Origin of the sequence: Tenacibaculum litoreum, from assembly GCF_964513915.1 — a bacterium.
Lineage (GTDB): Bacteria > Bacteroidota > Bacteroidia > Flavobacteriales > Flavobacteriaceae > Polaribacter > Polaribacter litoreum.
The window spans coordinates 755,527-774,843 of record NZ_CAZEQS010000004.1; the positions used below are offsets into that span (position 1 = coordinate 755,527).

The following is a 19,317-nucleotide window of genomic DNA, read 5'->3' on the forward strand; positions in this document are numbered from 1 at the left end:
CAATTGACATAACTGCAAATATAATCGATTTTTTGCAAGCTTTACATGTTTTCTTGAATCACTAACTGTGCAGTTTCAGTATTTATTTGACGAATGATTGATTTCCCTCGTTTTCTTATTGTTTTTATTGCTTCATCATTAAAATGACGAATTGTGTATAAAGTGGTGTCTTTGTATGCTCTTATTTTATAAGCTCCTTTTAAATCGTTGTAAAAATTTTCAAAATTATTGTACTTATCCTCTATACAAACAGAAAAACTAATCGCCGAATTTTGAATTAAATTTACCTTTAAGTTATAATCATGAAGCTTTTTAAAAACATCGCTAATATTATCTTCTACCATAAAAGAAAAATCCTTTGCTGAAATCGCTACTAGAATTTGATTTTTCTTTACGATAAAACACGGAACCTCTGGTGTTATTTTTTTTCCTCTCCCAACACATGTTCCTGATTTTGTAACATCTTCAAACGAACGCACATATAATGGAATGTTCTTTTGTTCTAAAGGTTGAATCGTTTTTGGGTGAATTACCGATGCTCCGTAAAAAGCCATTTCAATAGCTTCGGTATACGAAATTTCTTGTAACAAAGCAGTTTCTGAAAACACTCTAGGGTCTGCATTTAGTACTCCTTGTACATCTTTCCAAATAGTAACACTATCAGCATCCAAACAATAAGCAAAAACACCTGCCGTATAATCAGAACCTTCTCTTCCTAACGTTGTTGTTTCTGTACCAAATCCTCCTAAAAACCCTTGTGTAATATTTAATTTAGATACATCTACTTTCTCTTGAATTTGTTGTTGTGTTTGCTCCCAATTAATTTTAGCATCACGATAAGTACCGTCAGTTTTTATACACTCTCTTACATCTAACCATTGATTTTCAACTCCTATTTCAGATAAATAAGCACTTACAATAGTGGTAGATAATAACTCTCCAAAACCAACCATTTGATCGTACACATAGTTATAATCTTTAGAAGTGTTTCGAGCCATAAACCCACTTAATTCACCAAATAAATGATTTACTTTATTATATACTTCATGGTTTGGACTGAACAAATCGTTCAACATATTTTGATGAAAGTCTTCTACAAACTTCAAAGAATCTTTAAGACTTTCTTTTTTATAGAAATAATCATTAACCACCTGCTCAAAAGCATTGGTCATTTTTCCCATAGCAGAAATTACAACTAACGTATTTTCTGTGCCTTCATGCTGCAATACTTTTGCTACATTTTTTACTCCATTCGCATCTTTTACCGATGCTCCTCCAAACTTAAATATTCTCATTACAAAATTGTTCTAAGCTTTGTTCATTCATATGACATACTCTCCACTCATCATATACAGTTGCTCCTGTACTTTTGTAAAAATCAACAGCTCCTGTATTCCAATCTAATACTTCCCATGCCACTCTTTTACAGTTATTTTTATGTGCATAGTTCATAACGGCACTATACAATGCTTTTCCTGCACCTATACCTCTTTTAGATTGAGTTACCATTAAATCTTCTAAGTGAATGGCTTTCCCTTTCCATGTAGAATAGCGTTCATAAAACAACGCCATCCCTATGATCTTATTATCTTCTTCTGCTACAAAGGTTTTAAACTTCGGTTTTTCAGAAAAACCATCTTTAACAATGTCTTCTACCGTAATTTTAACCGCGTTGGGTTCCTTCTCAAAAACAGCTAATTCGACGATTAAATCTAATATAGCTTGAGCATCTTTTTGCTCTCCTTGTCTGATAATAAAACTCATTTCTTATTTTTTGGTAAAGATACTTCTCTTAAAACTTTCTGATAAAACAAATGAAAAATTAAAACACATCATATTTTTTTGTTGAATTTTTTATTCTAATTACCCTTAACTTTATTATATAAAAAAAAAGCAACCTCGAAAGGTTGCTTTTTTTTATAATTTATTTGTTTCAACTTATTTTGATACTTGGTCTCCTTGACAATTAGTAAGTTCTTCACAAAACTTCACTAAGCTTTCCTCTATATTCTTATAAGCTTTAGATTTTGCTTTTTGGGCTACCGAAGGACAATCTTTAGCTAATTTAGCTAAATTTTTATTGAACCCAAACACAAAACTCATTCCTGAAGTAGACTTTCCTTTTTCACTTCCTGTAGGAAGAATTACTAATTCTTTGTTCTTAAACTTGTATAATCCTATTTTATCCGATTCAAAAAGTACTTTACATAATTTACCTGAAGCACCTCCTAACGCTGCTTGCCCTAAATCAAGTGATCCTGATTTTACTGAAGACTCCTTAAATTTGATGTTTTTATATCGAGTTCCATCAATAAATAAAACTTCTTTACAATTACTAGCATTTTTAGTTAATACACCAACTAACTCTCCTTTACTATCTAGTTGAACTGTTTTAAGTGTATAACCTATTTTTGAGATATCTCCATTATTAATATTAACAAGTAGTGTATCATTTTTAGCAGAGATTAAATATGCCTTCTGTAACTCTAAGCTAATCTTACTTTCTTTTGGTTGCTCTTCTTCTACTACTTCTGCTATTTCTTCCTCATTTCTAAGATCTTCAGTAAGCACTTCCATATGACGTGAAGTCATTTGGTTTCTCTTTAAAGTCTCAATAAGGTTCTCGGCAGATTTAATTAAATATTTCCCGTCAGACTTATCATAATCGTTATCAATTATTTTCTGAGCATACTCTTTTGTCTTTTCAGGCATATCTAAATAATAGTACATTTTTGCTATGTTATAATAACTAGCATACCTTACTTTTCTTAACTTACGCTTTTTTCCTTGGTACCTCGGTATAACATCGTTAAAATATGCAATTACAGGCTCCAATTCTTCAGCTATTTTATCTGTAGGCTCATCATATTTCATTTTCTCAAAAGCTTCTTTTACTTTTTGGAACGCCTCATGATGCTTTGCATATTCTGGATGTCTCTTAGAGCCTAATATCCATAAATACTTATTTTCAGAATAAGGCACGTAACCATACTTATCATTTAAGTGTGCCTTCACTCTGTTTTTGATGGTAGCCCTATGCTTAGATGCATGGTTGTTTTTAATATCGTATTTGTTATTAGCATAATGTCTTTCTGCTTTATAGTAGCTAGAAAAAGCGTCACTTATATAATCTGAACTTTCTTGAAACGCTTTATTATAACTTTCTTTCGTTAAAGCATTAATAACTGTAATTCCTGCACTTGAAGTAAATCTAGCCTTAGCTTTGTACGTGTACGATGTAGAGATTACATTTCCATCTTTATCTTTCTTTTCGTGCTTAATTTTATCAATCTTTGCATTAGTTATCGTTGTACCGCTAAAATTGTAATTAATATCTAATGTCCCTGGGTTATTGACTCTTGAAAAACCTTCTATTGCCACTCCTCTAAGGTTAATAGAATATGTTCTTTTATCATTCTCTAATATAGGTGTTTCAGGAAGTTTCACGTAGGAAACCTTAAAATACTCTCTATCTAAATCAGCACTTTGAGCAAAAGAATTAGCATATGATATAAACGCTACTATGAGTAATAATTTTTTCATGTAATTTTAAGTTTTTTTTAACAGTTGCGAATATAGATAAAATACATTGGCTATTTAATTAAAAACTAATTGGCTATTCACAATTTATAAAATGTATGAAAATAAATTTTCTAAATCGTTGTAGGTACCCTAAAAAGTTGGCATCTTTGTACGCACAACACAAAAATTTGACATGAGTAACAAGCATATGACGCTAGGTGAGTTCATCATCAGCAAACAAAAAGACTTTAAATATTCTTCTGGTGAATTATCTCGTTTAATAAATTCTATCCGTTTAGCTGCCAAAGTGGTAAACCACGAGATTAGAAAAGCTGGATTGGTTGATATTACTGGAGCTGCTGGTGATATTAATGTACAAGGTGAAGCACAGCAAAAGTTAGATGTTTTAGCAAACGATTTATTTAAGCAAACACTAATCAATCGTGAAATTGTTTGTGGTATTGCTAGTGAAGAGGAGGACGACTTTGTAGTTGTTGAAGGTCAAAACAAAGCCAACGAAAATAAATATGTGTTGTTAATGGATCCTTTAGACGGATCATCTAACATTGATGTAAATGTATCGGTAGGAACTATTTTTTCTATTTACAGAAGAATTTCTCCTGTCGGAACTCCTGTTACCAAAGAAGATTTCTTACAAAAAGGTAGCGAGCAAGTAGCTGCAGGTTATGTTGCTTACGGTACTTCAACTATGCTAGTTTTTACAACTGGTAATGGAGTGAATGGGTTTACGTTAAACCCAGCCATTGGTACTTTTTACTTATCGCACCCTAACATGAGTTATCCTGAAATTGGTAGAATTTACTCGGTAAGTGAAGGGTATTTTACGCATTTTCAAGAAGGAATGAAGCGTTTCTTAGTATATTGTAAAGAATTAAACGAAGCAGATAACCGTCCGTATACAGCACGTTATATTGGTTCATTGGTTTCAGATTTTCATAGAAACATGATTAAAGGTGGTGTATATATTTATCCTGCAACTGCTATAACACCAAAAGGAAAATTACGTTTGTTATACGAATGTAATCCTATGGCTTTTATTTGTGAACAGGCAGGTGGAAAAGCTTCTGATGGGTTTACTCGTATTTTAGATATTAAACCTACCGAACTACACCAACGTGTACCTTTTTATTGTGGAAGTATACAAATGGTTGAAAAAGCGGAAGAGTTTATGACTGAATTTTCTGCTGTTGATAAACCAGTATACTAAAGAATAGTTATTATTTATACTCAAATAAATTATCCATAAGGCAAACAGTTGTTTGCCTTATTTTTTTGGATTAAATTTACATTCGGAAAAACGAAAAAATTAATCTATTAAAAAACAAATAATTATGGCTTTTAACTTACCAGAATTAGGATACGCTTACGACGCTTTAGAACCACATATAGATGCTAGAACTATGGAAATTCACCATAGCAAGCACCACAACGGATATACTACTAAATTAAATGCTGCTATTGAAGGTACTGATTTAGAAGGAAAATCTATCGAAGATATTTTAACTAACTTAGACATGAACAACGCTGCTGTTCGTAATAACGGTGGTGGTTTTTTCAACCACTCTTTATTTTGGACAGTAATGAACCCAGAAGATAGAGGATATTTATCTGGAGAATTAAAAGATGCTATCGAAGCAGAGTTTGGTTCAAAAGAAGCGTTTATCGATGCTTTTTCTAAAGCAGCTGCTACTCAATTTGGTTCAGGATGGGCTTGGTTATGTGTACACAAAGGAGGAAAAGTAGAAGTTTGCTCTACTCCTAACCAAGACAACCCATTAATGCCAGGTGTTACTTGTGGCGGAACTCCTATTTTAGGATTAGATGTTTGGGAACACGCTTATTACTTAAACTACCAAAACCGTCGTCCTGATTATATTGAGGCTTTCTTTAAAGTAATCAACTGGAACGAAGTAGAAAGAAGATATGCAGCAGCTAAATAATTTTAGCTTTTGCGACAAATAAAAAAGACCTGCATTTTGCAGGTCTTTTTTATACAGCTTTCTGTAATCGAAAACTTTTTGTTCTTTCTTCAAAACTTGTTTGTTCTACTGGTAGAACAGCATTTTCAAACAACTCTAATAAATCTTCTGAGTGTTTTGCCGAAGTTAATTTTATCAAATCAAAATACACAAAAGAACTCCAAAGTATCGCTTTCAATTCTGTCTTATTTTCATTCCACATTCTAATTTCTACCAATAAGTTTTTAGCTCCATAATGAATTAACTGCGAATCTATCGTTACCGTTTCCATTAAGGTTGCTGGCTTTAAATAGGCTATTTGGTGTGAACCTACCACCCAGCTCTTTCCTCTTTCTTTTCCATGTTGATAAATATCTAAATTGTAATTAGCAATCAACTGATCTTCTCTAGCATTGATAAGATAATTGAAATAGGAAGCATTATTTAAGTGATTAAAAGGATCGCAATCTTGAAATCTAATTTTTATTTTGCTTTCTATAATTTTTGGGATATCCATACTGTAAAATTTAAAATATACCAATCGGTATATTAATGGTTAAAAAAATATTATTTCTGTAATTCTTGTTTTATTATTTGCTGTAATACTGTAGATACATCTTTTAAGTAACTTTCATCATTCATAATATGTGTCATATACACTGCTCCTTCAATCATATAAAAAAAGCGTTTCGCGTATAGCATACTATCTATTGAATTTTTAATTTCATCAGTTTCTTTTGCTTTTTCAATAAGCATAGAAAACTTCTCTAAAATTCTGTGATTATACGATTGAACCAATTGAGCAATTACCTTATTTTGATTGTTAGCGTCTACGCCGATATTTAAAATAGGGCAACCTCCAAATTGCTTATTGTACTCATAATAACCTTCGTAAAAAAGAGCCACGTTAAGTAACATTTTTAAAGGTGTCTCACCCTTATTAACAGTTTCATTAAGGTCTTTTAGTACTTTCCTTACTGAAAACTTAAACGATTCTATAGCTAACTCTTCTTTGTTTTCAAAATGTCCATAAATAGCTCCTTTAGTCAAACCTGTAGCCTCAGTAATTTTAGATAAGCTCATGGCTGCGTAGCCATTCTTATTAAAAATAGGAGCTACTGTTTCTATAATAAAAGCCTTTGTTCTTTCTGATTTAGACATTTTTTCAAAAAAGTTTGAGATACAAATATACATAAAATATACTGAACGGTATATTTTATGTTGATAGCATAAAAAATCGAAGGCTATATACTTCGGAATTTTTTGTTTTTATTATCTATTTAGAAAGTGCTTGCTCTAAATCGGCTAATAAATCGTCGATATCTTCGACTCCAACACTTAATCGAATTAATGAATCTGTAATTCCGATTTTTAAACGTTCTTCTTCAGGAATTGAAGCATGTGTCATCGTCACTGGATGACTTACCAAACTTTCTACACCACCTAACGATTCAGCCAAGGTAAAAATTTTAGTATTCTCTAAAAAAGTTAAAGCAGCTTGTTTACTTTGATCTTTTAAACGAAAAGAAACCATTCCTCCAAAATCATTCATCTGCTTTTTAGCTACTTCATAATTTGGATGGTTTTTCAACCCTGGATAAAACACTTCTCCTACTTTTGAATGTGCTGATAAATATTCAACTACTGCTTTACCGTTTTCACAATGACGTTGCATACGCAGGTGCAACGTTTTTATTCCACGTAATGCTAAAAACGAATCCATAGGTCCAGCAATAGCACCCGCAGCAAACTGAATAAAGTGTAATTCTTCTGCAAGTTTGGCATCCTTAACCATTAAAGCTCCCATCACCAAATCGGAATGTCCTCCTAAATATTTGGTAGCTGAATGCATTACAATATCAACTCCTAAATCTAACGGACGCTGTAAGTAGGGAGTTGCAAATGTATTATCTACAGCTACTAGAATGTCAGTATTTTTTGCTTTTACAGCTTTGGTTATTTCCTCAATATCTGCAATTTTCATTAGCGGATTTGTGGGAGTTTCCAACCAAATCAGCTTTGTTTTATCAGAAATTGCTTTGGCTACATTGCCAACTTCATTCATATCAACATACCGAAATTTCAATCCGTATTTTTCAAACATGTTGGTAAACATACGATACGTTCCTCCGTAAATATCATCTCCTGCAATTACCTCATCACCTGGATTCAAAGTTCGTAATACACAATCAATTGCTGATAAACCAGAAGAAAAAGCAAATCCATGTGTTCCATTTTCAAGAGCAGCAAACGCATTTTCTAAAGCAGTACGCGTTGGATTCGCTGAACGTGAATACGCATATCCTTTGTTCACACCCGGACTCGACTGTGCATAAGTTGACGTTTGAAAAATAGGAGGCATTACTGCACCTGTAGCTTCCTCAGGTTTTTGACCTCCATGTATTGTTTTCGTATTGAATTTCATCTGTTAGCATTTATTGTTACTTACTCCAGAAACAACATCAAATTATTAGAACTCTAAACCAATTTGCTCAAGTTCATGATAATTCCTAAATGCATTCCTTCATGTAAATTATTAAAGGCTATAGCACTTTCAAAAGAATCTATCACAAAACCTGTACTAGTTTCGTACTCTTGATATTCTTTAAAAATACCTGCTTCAAAGTCTTCTTCTAAGGTTTCTGGTAAACCAATTAATAGTTCTTTTACCTCTTCAAATTCTTCCTCGGTAAAATCTTTGCTTGGAAAAGTTCCTTTTCTATAACCTTCAATTAACTCATCAGGGGCTAAACAATTTAACCCTGATAACTTGTAATGTAATAATTGTTGTGTAACTACTAAATGGGCTACATTCCAAGCAATGTTATTATTAAATCCTTCTGGAATTACATGTAACTGTTCGTGTGATAAACCTTCTATTCTTTTTAAAACTAAGTCTCTTGATCTTTTTAAAATTTCAAACTGTTTGTTCATTTTTCTACTTATTTTAGCTATTTCAAAGATACCTATTTAGCCATGAAAACCTACAATGAGTGTTTGTTATTTAATGGTTAAAACTGAACTATAGCTAATACAATAAAAACGTAAACAGATGAAAAAAGTTTATTTTTTACAAACTTGTGATACTTGTCGAAGAATTTTAAAGGAAGTAAATCTTGACGGATTTGAGAAGCAAGAAATAAAAACTAACCCGATTACCGTTGCTCAATTAGAATCAATGCGTGAGTTAACAGACAGCTACGAAAGTTTATTTAACAAGAGAGCAAAACTGTATAAAGAAATGGATTTAAAAAATCAAGATGTTACTGAAGCAGATTATCGCCAGTATATTTTAGATGAATACACTTTTTTAAAACGTCCCGTTTTTATTGTTAATGACCAAATTTTTATTGGAAACAGTAAAAAGGTAGTAGAAAGCTTAAAAAAACTTGTGGGTTAAACAACTAAAAAACTCCGACATTTTACAGTCGGAGTTTCTTATAAGTTTATATACTTCCCTTCGACTACGCATAGGGAACATAGAAGTCTTTTTAATTTGAAGCTATGCTTTTATTTTTTGTAGATGCTTCTACCATAGCCGATAATTCATCCATCGTAAGGTTGGTTTTAATTCCTAATAATACCATTTCATCACTTTTATCATGAACGTTGACAATAATTTCTTTAATACGATCTTTTGTCTCTCTAAAATACACCGTAACTCTTTCGTTACCATCTTTGACTCTTACTAAAGTTTTCAATTTATTTCTTCGTGCAAACTTTTTAAAATCTTTTTGCACTGAAGCCATGTTGTTATTGAACACCATGATTTTATAATTTTTAGATTTCTTTAAGAAAACCCCAAACTCATCAGTATCTTCATCAGAGATGAACATATTAGCAAAAAAACTAGGAATATTTAAAGATACCTCTGCTCTATCTTTATTAGATTGATAAAATGTTTTGAAATTTTCTTTTTGTGCGAAAGAACTTAACACAAAAAAGCAGAAAAAGATGGTTGCAATTCGTTTCATAATAAAAGTGTTTTAATTGAAGACGACTACTACATGAATTTGTTACAAACAAAAAAGCCTTAACTTATTCAGTTAAGACTTTTTAGTTGGCCCACAAGGACTCGAACCTTGAATATCGGTACCAAAAACCGGTGTGTTACCATTACACCATGGGCCAATGTTTACAGTGCAAATATAAAAACAAAGTTTTATATTTAGAAATCATTAAACACTTTTTATAAAAAAATCCTCACGAAGTTCGTAAGGATTTTGTTGGCCTACAAGGACTCGAACCTTGAATATCGGTACCAAAAACCGGTGTGTTACCATTACACCATAGGCCAATTGCTTATTGCGGGTGCAAATATAAAACAAAATTATATTTCAGCAAATTTTTTATACTTTTTTTCGTTTACTTCTTTTTTACTCCTTAAAAATTCATTTAACAGAACTTTATATAGGAGGTTATTTTAGGGAAACTGTTAAAATTATATTTTTGTTTTCAACGAAAAAATCATTAGTAATTAATACATTCGTACTTTATATCTAGATAAAAAACTATGACTGAGTTTAACTATAAAAAGTGGAACATCATTTTAGGATGGGTTTCATTTGCGGTAGCGTTAATCACTTATACCTTAACCCTAGAACCTACTGTGAGTTCATGGGATTGTGGAGAATACATTGCAACTGCTGTAAATTTAGAAGTTGGACACCCTCCTGGTGCTCCTTTGTTTCAAATGTTAGGTGCTTTTTTCGCTATGTTTACTAGTGATCCTAGTCAGCTGGCTAAAATGGTCAACTTTATGTCTGGATTGGCAAGTGCTTTTACTATCCTTTTCATGTTTTGGACAATCACCAATTTAGCCAGAAAAATGGCTATAAAAAATGGAAAACTAGGTAACAATGAAGCTATTACTGTATTAGGAAGCGGATTAGTAGGTGCTTTAGCTTATACTTTTTCTGATAGTTTTTGGTTTAGTGCTGTAGAAGGAGAGGTATATGCCATGTCTTCTTTCTTAATGGCTGTGCTATTCTGGTTAGGACTTCGCTGGGAAAGTGAACTAAATACTCCTAGAGGAAATAAATGGTTGGTCTTAATCAGTTTTGTAGTTGGGTTATCTTTTGGAGTTCACATACTGTCTTTATTAGTGATTCCATCAATCGTTTTAGTTTATTTCTTTAAAACGTATAAAAACATTAATATAAAAACAACTGCAATTGCTACTCTAGTTGCAATACTAGTATTAGCGTTTGTGTTTAAATTTTTATTTCCTTTCACTTTAAAATTCTTTAGTGCTGCTGAATTATTCTTTATTAACCAAGTAGGATTACCTTATAACTCAGGAACTATTATTGCAGGATTTATTTTAATCGGTTTATTCTTTTACGGATTAAGATATACACGTAAAAAAAGCATGGTTACGGCAAATACATTGATACTATCTGTATTATTTATCATGATTGGATTCTCGTCTTGGTTAATGTTACCAATTCGTGCGAATGCTGATACTATTATTAATGAAAATAATCCATCGAGTGCACGTGAATTGCTAGCATATTATAACCGTGAACAGTATGGTGATGCGAATGTTTTTTATGACAACTACTATTCTGTGGCTAAGGATGGAGAGCTAGATGCTGACACCCCATATAAAGATGATAAACCTAAGTACGAAAAAATAGATGGTAAGTATGTTATTGTTAATAAATACAAAAAAGTACTCCCTAATTACTCAAGCAAACATAAAGGATTTATTCCTCGTATGGTGAATCCTGCTTCTGAGCAACAATACAAAAGTATTGCTGGCATTCCTGCACGAAGTAAAAGACGTCCAACGTTTTTAGAAAACATAAAATTCATGGTTGATTTTCAATTTGGATATATGTACGGGCGTTATTTTATGTGGAATTTTGTAGGTCGTCAAAACGATATTCAAGGACATTTAGATGAAAATGGAAACTGGTTAAGCGGTATCACTTTAGTTGATGAATTCTTTCTAGGCTCACAACAAAAACTACCAGATGATGTTAAAAACAATAAGGGACGTAACACCTACTTCTTTTTGCCTTTTATTTTAGGTCTTATAGGTTTGTTATATCAACTCAATAGAGATAAGAAGAGTTTTTATGTGTTAACACTGTTCTTTTTATTCACAGGCCTAGCTATCATATTTTACACTAATCCAAAACCTTTTGAACCTCGTGAACGTGATTATGCGGTGGTTGGTTCGTTTTATGTTTTTGCTATTTGGATTGGTTTTGGAGTACTTGCTCTTTATGATTACTTTAAAAAGTACGCTAGTAAAAAGGTAGTTGCTATTGCTGTTTCAGTGGTTTCATTACTAGCTGTTCCTACTTTAATGGGCTTCCAAAACTGGGACGATCACGATAGATCTGACCGTTATTTAGCACAATTGAATGCACAAACCTATTTAGAAAGCTGTGACCCGAATGCAATCATCTTTACTATTGGAGACAATGATACTTTCCCTCTTTGGTATATGCAACAAGTAGAAGGTGTACGTAGAGATATTAAAATAGTAAATACAAGTCTTTTTCAAACAGATTGGTACATCGACCAAATGAAAAAGAAAACCTACGATGCTGAGCCAATTCCGTCACAGTTAACACACGATCAGTACAAGTATGGAACCTTGGATATGGCATATTACTATCCTATTCCAAAGTTAAAAGACTCTATTCTTTCTATTAAAGATTTTATGCGTTGGATAGCTAGTGACAATGATGCTACTTATTTAGATGCAGGAGATGGTGCTAAGGAAAAATTCTATCCAACTAACAGAATCCGTATTCCTGTTAACAAAGAAAATGCTTTAAAAACTGGATTAGTAGCACAAAAAGATGCTGATAAAATCGTAGATTATATTGACATTACTGTTGATGATAGAGGTTTATCAAAAGCAAGACTTCTAATGCTAGATATCTTAAATAATTTCGATTGGAAGCGACCTATTTACTTTACTGGTGGTGCAAATGCAGATGAAGAATATATTTGGTTAAAAGATTACTTGCAATTAGATGGAATGGCGTACAAGTTAGTCCCTATTAAAACATCAAATAAAGGGCGAACAATTTTTGACATGGGACGTATAGACCCTGAAAAAATGTATGATAATGTTAAAAAATGGGATTGGAAAACCATTAACAATGGTGAAATATACTTAGATGAGCAAAGTAAACGTAACGCAATTTCATTACGTAATAACTTAATGCGCTTATCTGAAGAATTCTTACAAAAAGGAGATTCTGTAAACGCAAAAGACGTGTTAGATTTATCGTTACATAAAATGCCTATCAAAGATTTTGATCACTACAATTTCTCTTTAGGCTATCCAGAATTATATTATCGTATTGGTGACATTAATAAAGCTAGAGAAACTGCTGAAACTTTGACTGATATTTTCCAACAGAAGTTAAAGTATTATGATACTTTTAATTATGACGATATACTTCTTATAAAAGACAATGTTGAAACTACCTTATATATGTATGAAAACTTAATTCAACAAATCATTCGTTATGATGATGATGAAGCATATGGTAAAAAAGCAATTGAAGAATATATTCTTTACAAAAGGCTTTTTGTAGCACCAACAGAAGAAGAAACTGAGTTACCTCAAGAACTCGACACTATTAAACCTTAATTTAATGAGGCTATATTTTATAAAGACACCACGTATACTTAAACGTTTATTCACTAAGTATACGTGGTCTTTTTTTTCTGACAGAAAAGAAATCTATCTCACTTTCGATGATGGACCTATTCCAGAGGTTACTGAATTTGTACTTAATCAGCTGAATAAATTCAATGCAAAAGCTACCTTTTTTTGTATTGGTGATAATGTTCGAAAACACCCCGCTGTTTTTTCAAGAATAATTAACGAAGGACATTCGGTAGGAAACCATACTTTTAATCACTTAAACGGCTGGAAAAGTAGCAATACGGCTTATATTGAAAACACTAGTAAATGCGAAAATTTATTACCTCACCAGAAAACAAAACTATTTCGCCCTCCTTACGGAAAAATAAAAAGAAAACAAGCCAAACAACTTCTTGCAAACGGGTATAAAATTATTATGTGGGATGTATTGTCAGCAGATTTTGACTCAACTATTACTAAAGAAAAATGTTTGCAAAATGTACTTAGAAATGTAGAAAACGGAAGTATCATCGTTTTTCACGATAGTATAAAAGCTAGCGACAAGTTATATTATGCGCTTCCAAAAGTTCTAAAAGAATTTTCGTTTCAAGGTTATAAATTTAAGGCAATTTCTTAAACAAACTGCTGAACTAATCCTATTAACGTATTAGCATCTTGCTCTCCTGTTTGACGCCATTTCATCTCTCCATTTTTATAAATCATAAAAGTTGGATTTCCTTTGACACGTAAGGCATCAGCAAGAACTTCATTCTTTTTAATGTCTATTTTAATTACTTTGGCTTTATCTCCTAATGCAGCAGCTACATCGCGAAGTGTGTCTAAACTAGGTTCTAGCTCACTCCAATCTGCATAAAAATCGATTAACACAGGTTTGTTAATGCTTATAATTTCACCAAACTTTGTCATCTTTTGCATACGTTTAATCACTAAAGAGCCTAAAATTACTAATTTTTTGTTAGGTAATTATTATGAAAATCTTAAAAATACTGAAAATCAAGCTTTTTTTAACTCAATTACGGTAATTTCTGGCCAAATTCCCACTCTACCAGGGAAAGCATGATACCCAAAACCTCTATTTACATTAATATATCTGTCAAACTCTTTATACAAACCTGCCCATTGTTTATACACATATTTAGAGGGGCTCCACTTAATCCAACCAGGAATTTCTATACCAAACTGTAAACCATGTGTATGACCGCTTAAGGTTAGATGATAATTAAAGTCATCTTGCTTTACTTTATGTTCCCAATGACTAGGGTCATGAGACAGTAAAATTTTAAAATCATCTTTACTTATCCCTTCTGATGCTTTTTTAAGGTCTCCTGCTTTACTAAAACGTCCTTTCCCCCAATTCTCTACTCCTACCAAAGCAATTTTCTCTCCATCCTTCTCTATATATCTATTTTCATTCAACAGTAGTTCAAACCCTATTTTTGGATGAATATCTTTAACTGCTTGAAAATTATTCTTTTTATCTTGAGGTGTTTCCCACTTAGAATAATCTCCATAATCATGATTCCCTAATACTGAGTATTTTCCAACTGGTGCTTGTAATTTTGAAAAAACAGAAATCCAATCGTCCATTTCATGAGCAAAATTATTTACAATATCACCTGTAAATAAAATCATATCTGATTTTTGCTCATTAATTAAGTCTACTCCATATTGGATTTTTTCTTTATTATCAAAACTTCCCGAGTGAATATCAGTTATATGAGATATAGTAAAACCATCAAAAGCTTCCGGTAAATCTTTAAAACTTAATTGATATTTTAATACTTTGTAATTATATTTTCCTCTAACCATACCATATAACAAACTTGCAAATGGTAAAGCTGCCAATCCTAAAGCTATCTTTGATATAAAAGCCCTTCTTCCATTCAAATCTTTAGTTTCTTCTTTAGATAAAAAAGAAATCCCTTTTTGAATCCATCTAACCACATCTTCTCCAAACATCAATATAAAAACTACCACCTTAGGAATTAAAACAAGCAACAGTATTCCCATTGCCCACTGAAACTCTCTTGTTTGCCCCGAACTTCTATCAGAAGTAAATATCACATAAAAAAAGTTTGCATAAGCTAACAACCCAACAAGCAACCATCCATAACGGATGATTTTACTTTTAGTAAGTGTTTTTATTGCCTGAAAAGCATACGCTTCAAACACAATAATTATTGCTGATATTATAATAACTGTTACTAACCAACGAGACATCTGTTTCATTTTTAAGGAGAAACAAAGATACAGCGATTCTTAAAATTGATTTTTAACATCTTGTTAAAGTTTTGTAGCTTTACCTCCAAAGTTCATAGAAACTATAGTTTTCTACTTTTTTCTGTAAACAAATCGGTATCAATATTTTATTTCAATAGGCTTAAGACAAAACATGGCAGATCATAAACGACTTTTTTTACTCGACGCATACGCTTTAATTTTTAGAGGGTATTACGCCTTTATTAAAAATCCACGTATCAACTCTAAAGGATTAGACACTTCTGCAATTATGGGGTTTACTAACTCTTTACTGGACGTAATAAAGCGTGAAAAGCCTGATTATCTAGCGGTATGTTTTGACAGAGGTGGAAGTGTAGATCGTGTTGAAGCCTTTGAAAACTACAAAGCAAACCGACAAGAAACTCCTGAAGCCATTCGTTTAGCAGTGCCTTATATTGAAAAAATATTAGAAGCCATGAACATTCCTGCCATTGTAAAAGAAGGGTATGAAGCTGATGATATTATAGGAACACTTGCTAAAAAAGCCGAGAAAGAAGGGCTTCACACCTATATGGTAACACCTGATAAAGATTTTGCTCAACTAGTTTCTGAACATATTTTTATGTACCGTCCGCCTCGTATGGGGAATGGTTACGAAAAATGGGGTGTTGAAGAAGTTAAAACAAAGTTTGGTGTTGAAGACCCATTGCAAGTAATTGACTTTTTAGGAATGATGGGTGATGCTGTTGATAACATTCCTGGTTTGCCTGGTGTTGGAGAAAAAACAGCCAAAAAATTCATTGCTGCTTATGGTAGTATGGAAGGGTTGTTTGAAAATATACATGAGCTAAAAGGAAAAATGAAAGAAAAGGTAGAAGCTAATCAAGAATTAGGTCTACTTTCTAAAAAGCTAGCGACCATTATGCTAGATGTTCCTGTTGAATTAGAATTGGATAAATTAGTTTTTGAACAACCTAACGTAGAGGCTACCAAAGAAATTTTTACGGAGCTAGAATTCCGTCGTTTGACAGAAAACTTCTTAAAAACATTTGCTCCTTCTGAAGAAAGTACCACCACGACTGAAAAACCAAAAGCAACAAAGGCTAGTGCAGCTGGTCAGTTTGATTTATTTGCAGCTCCTGGTAGTGGAAGTGCTACCAAAGACACAAATATTAATGGTTTTAAAACCATTGAAAATACTAATCATTTCTATCAATTAGTGGATACACCTCTTTCAAGAAAATTATTGTTAGAGAAACTAATGCAACAAAATTCTGTTTGTTTTGATACTGAAACAACTGGATTAAAAGCCTTAGAAGTTGAACTAATTGGAATTGCTTTTTCTTGGGAAGTAGGTAAAGGATACTATGTTTCATTTCCAGAAAATCAAGAAGAAACAAAAGTTATCTTAGAAGAATTTCGTCCATTTTTTGAAGCTGAAACCATTGAGAAAATTGGTCATAATTTAAAATACGATATCAAAGTATTATCAAATTACAACATGCCTGTAAAAGGGAAATTGTTTGATACCATGATTGCGCATTACCTTATCAATCCTGATATGCGTCATAATATGGATGTACTTGCTGAAACCTACTTAAACTATCAACCTGTTTCTATTACAGAATTGATTGGTAAAAAAGGTAAAAATCAACTTTCAATGCGACAAGTTGAGTTACCAAAACAAACCGAGTATGCAATTGAAGATGCAGACATCACCTATCAGTTAAAAGAGCATTTTTCTAAAGAGCTAGAAAGTGGTAATGTTACTAAATTATTCAACGAAGTAGAAACACCGTTAGTTTCTGTATTAACAGCTATGGAAATTGAAGGTATTAATTTAGATACTGATTTCTTAAAAATACTTTCTGAAGCGTTATCTAAAGATATCTCACAACTTGAACAAAACATATACCAACAAGCTGGTGAAGAATTTAACATTGCATCACCTAAACAATTAGGGCCTATCTTGTTTGATAAGCTAAAACTAGTTGATAAACCTAAAAAGACTAAAACTGGTCAATATTCAACAGCAGAAGATGTACTTTCTTACTTAGCTAAAGACCATCAAATAGTTGCTGACATTTTAGAATATCGTCAGTACAAAAAGCTTCAAAGCACCTACGTTGATGCACTTCCTAATGAAATTAACCCTAAAACAGGAAGAGTGCACACCGTATACGCTCAGGCTGTAGCAGCTACAGGGCGTTTAAGTTCTAACAACCCGAACTTACAGAATATTCCTATCCGTACAAAACGCGGAAAAGAAGTCCGTAAAGCCTTTATTCCACGAGATGAAAACTATGTATTATTAGCAGCCGATTACAGTCAGATTGAATTACGAATTATTGCTGCTTTAAGCGAAGAAGAAACCATGATTAAAGCTTTTAAAGATGGTGAAGATATTCACGCTTCTACCGCTGCAAAAGTGTTCAACGTTCCTATTGAAGAGGTAACCCGCGAACAACGTAGCAATGCTAAAACGGTAAACTTCGGAATTATTTATGGGGTTTCTGCCTTCGGATTAAGTAATCAAACCGATTTATCTCGTAAAGAATCAAAAGAATTAATCGACACCTATTATGCAACCTATCCGAAACTAAGAAATTATATCTCTAAGCAGGTAGATTTTGCTCGTGAACATGGATATGTAGAAACTGTTTTACATCGTCGTCGTTATTTAAAAGACATCAATTCTCGTAATGCTATTGTTCGTGGTGCTGCAGAAAGAAATGCAGTAAACGCTCCTATTCAAGGTTCTGCTGCCGACATCATTAAACTTGCCATGATTAACATTTATAAGCGATTTGAGCAAGAAAACTTCAAGTCGAAAATGTTACTACAGGTACATGATGAATTGGTTTTTGACGCACATAAAGATGAATTAGATATTATTAAACCTATCATTAAACAAGAAATGGAAAATGCTTTTAAAATGAGCGTTCCGCTAGATGTTGAAATAGATACAGGAGCTAATTGGTTAGAGGCGCATTAAAGTTTAGTAATTGCCTTTTCTAAAATCTCTTTTACCTGAAGTTTTAAACTTTCAGGTTCAATTATTTTGGCATAATCTGAAAACACAATGTACCATCTTGAAAAACCGTGTTCAACATAAGATGTCATAAATGTCATTTCTACTTGGTTTCCTTTTACTTTTTCAGAGACAAAACCATGTTGCATCTTACTATTGTTTATATACCTTACGACACTTTTATCAACAGAAATAACAACTTTTGTTTTGGGTATATTTTCATACTGACTACGGTATTCATCTAACGTAATGTGTTCTCTGGTAAAACTATGTTGAGTTGATTTTATAGCTAACATTCTATCGGTTCTAAATTGCCTGTAGTCGCTTCTTAAATGGCAAAAAGCTAATACATACCAAAATCCTGATTCGTGATAAATACCAACAGGTTCCACAAAACGCTCAGAAGGCCCTTCTCTATTTACCGCCTGATATTTTAAAAACACCTGCCTTTTTTCTGCAATACTTTCAAACAAGGTTTCAAGCGCATTTGGTAAGCTATCATTAAATAATTTATGTGCAGGATCAACTAATATTTGTGATTCAAGGGCAGAAATCCAATCTTTTTCACGACCTCGTAGCACTGATTTTAGCTTCATCATAGCAGATTCATAGTAGTTCCCTAAAGATTTATCTACAAACTTCTGCATTAGTTTTTCGGCTGCCACAAAACTTCCTACTTCTTCTCTAGTAAACATAACAGGAGGCAAACGGTACCCTTCCATAATAGAATAACCAACACCTGCTTCACTTATTATAGGTACTCCTGATGCTTCAAGGGTTCTTATATCACGATAAATTGTACGTAGGCTCACCTCAAATCTATCAGCCAATTCTTGTGCTTTTACTATACGTTTAGATTGTAACTGAATAAGTATTGCCACAATTCTATCAAAACGTTTTACCGTGTCTAAACTCATAATGCTATA

Annotated in this window: 17 protein-coding genes and 2 tRNA genes; 6 read left to right on the forward strand and 13 right to left on the reverse strand. The window is 32.6% G+C overall.

Going from position 1 to position 19,317, the window contains the following annotated elements:
• Nucleotides 1-41: 41 nt before the first annotated feature.
• The 3 genes from ACKTTR_RS14930 to ACKTTR_RS14940 form a co-directional block, all read right to left on the reverse strand.
• Nucleotides 42-1,295: an aspartate kinase gene (locus ACKTTR_RS14930; protein WP_408028587.1), complete on the reverse strand. Its 1,254-nt coding sequence runs from the start codon at nucleotides 1,293-1,295 to the stop codon at nucleotides 42-44.
• Nucleotides 1,282-1,764 carry a GNAT family N-acetyltransferase gene (locus tag ACKTTR_RS14935; protein WP_408028588.1) on the reverse strand — a complete coding sequence of 161 codons (483 nt, stop codon included), beginning with the start codon at nucleotides 1,762-1,764 and terminating at the stop codon, nucleotides 1,282-1,284. Before ACKTTR_RS14935 ends, ACKTTR_RS14930 begins: the two co-directional genes overlap by 14 nt.
• 174 nt (nucleotides 1,765-1,938) lie before the next feature.
• A complete protein-coding gene (locus ACKTTR_RS14940; protein WP_408028589.1) occupies nucleotides 1,939-3,543 on the reverse strand; it encodes a hypothetical protein in 1,605 nt (534 codons plus the stop codon).
• Between the two features lie 172 nt (nucleotides 3,544-3,715).
• Here ACKTTR_RS14940 and fbp point away from each other — a divergent pair, with 172 nt between their 5' ends.
• Both fbp and ACKTTR_RS14950 read left to right on the forward strand, forming a co-directional pair.
• On the forward strand, nucleotides 3,716-4,750 hold the full coding sequence (gene fbp / locus ACKTTR_RS14945) for a class 1 fructose-bisphosphatase (protein WP_408028590.1): 1,035 nt from the start codon (nucleotides 3,716-3,718) through the stop codon (nucleotides 4,748-4,750).
• Between the two features lie 124 nt (nucleotides 4,751-4,874).
• Complete coding sequence (locus ACKTTR_RS14950; protein ID WP_408028591.1) at nucleotides 4,875-5,483, forward strand: superoxide dismutase; 609 nt, start codon at nucleotides 4,875-4,877, stop codon at nucleotides 5,481-5,483.
• 49 nt (nucleotides 5,484-5,532) lie between these two features.
• On the opposite strand, the gene ACKTTR_RS14955 is transcribed toward ACKTTR_RS14950, so the two are convergent.
• The 4 genes from ACKTTR_RS14955 to ACKTTR_RS14970 form a co-directional block, all read right to left on the reverse strand.
• A complete protein-coding gene (locus tag ACKTTR_RS14955; RefSeq protein ID WP_408028592.1) occupies nucleotides 5,533-6,018 on the reverse strand; it encodes an acyl-CoA thioesterase in 486 nt (161 codons plus the stop codon).
• Nucleotides 6,019-6,068: 50 nt separating this feature from the next.
• Nucleotides 6,069-6,662 carry a TetR/AcrR family transcriptional regulator gene (locus ACKTTR_RS14960; RefSeq protein WP_408028593.1) on the reverse strand — a complete coding sequence of 198 codons (594 nt, stop codon included), beginning with the start codon at nucleotides 6,660-6,662 and terminating at the stop codon, nucleotides 6,069-6,071.
• 115 nt (nucleotides 6,663-6,777) lie between these two features.
• Nucleotides 6,778-7,926 carry a cystathionine gamma-synthase gene (locus ACKTTR_RS14965; protein ID WP_408028594.1) on the reverse strand — a complete coding sequence of 383 codons (1,149 nt, stop codon included), beginning with the start codon at nucleotides 7,924-7,926 and terminating at the stop codon, nucleotides 6,778-6,780.
• A gap of 53 nt (nucleotides 7,927-7,979) precedes the next feature.
• On the reverse strand, nucleotides 7,980-8,435 hold the full coding sequence (locus ACKTTR_RS14970) for a DinB family protein (protein WP_408028595.1): 456 nt from the start codon (nucleotides 8,433-8,435) through the stop codon (nucleotides 7,980-7,982).
• A gap of 118 nt (nucleotides 8,436-8,553) precedes the next feature.
• On the opposite strand from ACKTTR_RS14970, the gene ACKTTR_RS14975 reads away from it, so the two are divergent.
• Entirely contained in the window at nucleotides 8,554-8,901 is a 348-nt protein-coding gene (locus ACKTTR_RS14975; RefSeq protein WP_408028596.1) for an arsenate reductase family protein, read from the forward strand.
• A 91-nt stretch (nucleotides 8,902-8,992) separates the two neighbouring features.
• Here the strand turns inward: ACKTTR_RS14975 and ACKTTR_RS14980 are convergent, their stop codons facing one another.
• The 3 genes from ACKTTR_RS14980 to ACKTTR_RS14990 all read right to left on the reverse strand — a co-directional run bounded on the left by ACKTTR_RS14980 (nucleotide 8,993) and on the right by ACKTTR_RS14990 (nucleotide 9,798).
• Nucleotides 8,993-9,475 (reverse strand): DUF4252 domain-containing protein, encoded by a 483-nt coding sequence (locus ACKTTR_RS14980; protein WP_125344031.1) that lies wholly within the window; start codon nucleotides 9,473-9,475, stop codon nucleotides 8,993-8,995.
• 86 nt (nucleotides 9,476-9,561) lie between these two features.
• Nucleotides 9,562-9,632, reverse strand: a tRNA-Gln gene (locus tag ACKTTR_RS14985).
• 95 nt (nucleotides 9,633-9,727) lie between these two features.
• Nucleotides 9,728-9,798 (reverse strand) — tRNA-Gln (locus tag ACKTTR_RS14990).
• A 216-nt stretch (nucleotides 9,799-10,014) separates the two neighbouring features.
• Between ACKTTR_RS14990 and ACKTTR_RS14995 the strand changes: the two genes are divergently transcribed.
• Complete coding sequence (locus tag ACKTTR_RS14995; protein ID WP_408028597.1) at nucleotides 10,015-13,122, forward strand: glycosyltransferase family 117 protein; 3,108 nt, start codon at nucleotides 10,015-10,017, stop codon at nucleotides 13,120-13,122.
• 4 nt (nucleotides 13,123-13,126) lie between these two features.
• Nucleotides 13,127-13,756 (forward strand): polysaccharide deacetylase family protein, encoded by a 630-nt coding sequence (locus ACKTTR_RS15000; RefSeq protein ID WP_408028598.1) that lies wholly within the window; start codon nucleotides 13,127-13,129, stop codon nucleotides 13,754-13,756.
• Here the strand turns inward: ACKTTR_RS15000 and ACKTTR_RS15005 are convergent.
• Together ACKTTR_RS15005 and ACKTTR_RS15010 are read right to left on the reverse strand one after the other, a co-directional pair.
• Nucleotides 13,753-14,046 (reverse strand): thioredoxin family protein, encoded by a 294-nt coding sequence (locus tag ACKTTR_RS15005; protein ID WP_125066464.1) that lies wholly within the window; start codon nucleotides 14,044-14,046, stop codon nucleotides 13,753-13,755. The two genes, ACKTTR_RS15000 and ACKTTR_RS15005, sit on opposite strands and share 4 nt — an antisense overlap.
• Before the next feature lie 87 nt (nucleotides 14,047-14,133).
• Nucleotides 14,134-15,360, reverse strand: coding sequence for a metallophosphoesterase (locus ACKTTR_RS15010; protein ID WP_408028740.1), 1,227 nt, complete (start codon nucleotides 15,358-15,360; stop codon nucleotides 14,134-14,136).
• Between the two features lie 172 nt (nucleotides 15,361-15,532).
• Between ACKTTR_RS15010 and polA the strand changes: the two genes are divergently transcribed.
• Nucleotides 15,533-18,355, forward strand: a complete 2,823-nt coding sequence (polA, locus tag ACKTTR_RS15015; RefSeq protein ID WP_408028599.1) for a DNA polymerase I — start codon at nucleotides 15,533-15,535, stop codon at nucleotides 18,353-18,355.
• Here polA and ACKTTR_RS15020 read toward each other — a convergent pair.
• Nucleotides 18,352-19,308, reverse strand: coding sequence for a helix-turn-helix transcriptional regulator (locus ACKTTR_RS15020; protein WP_408028600.1), 957 nt, complete (start codon nucleotides 19,306-19,308; stop codon nucleotides 18,352-18,354). The two genes, polA and ACKTTR_RS15020, sit on opposite strands and share 4 nt — an antisense overlap.
• Nucleotides 19,309-19,317: the final 9 nt, after the last annotated feature.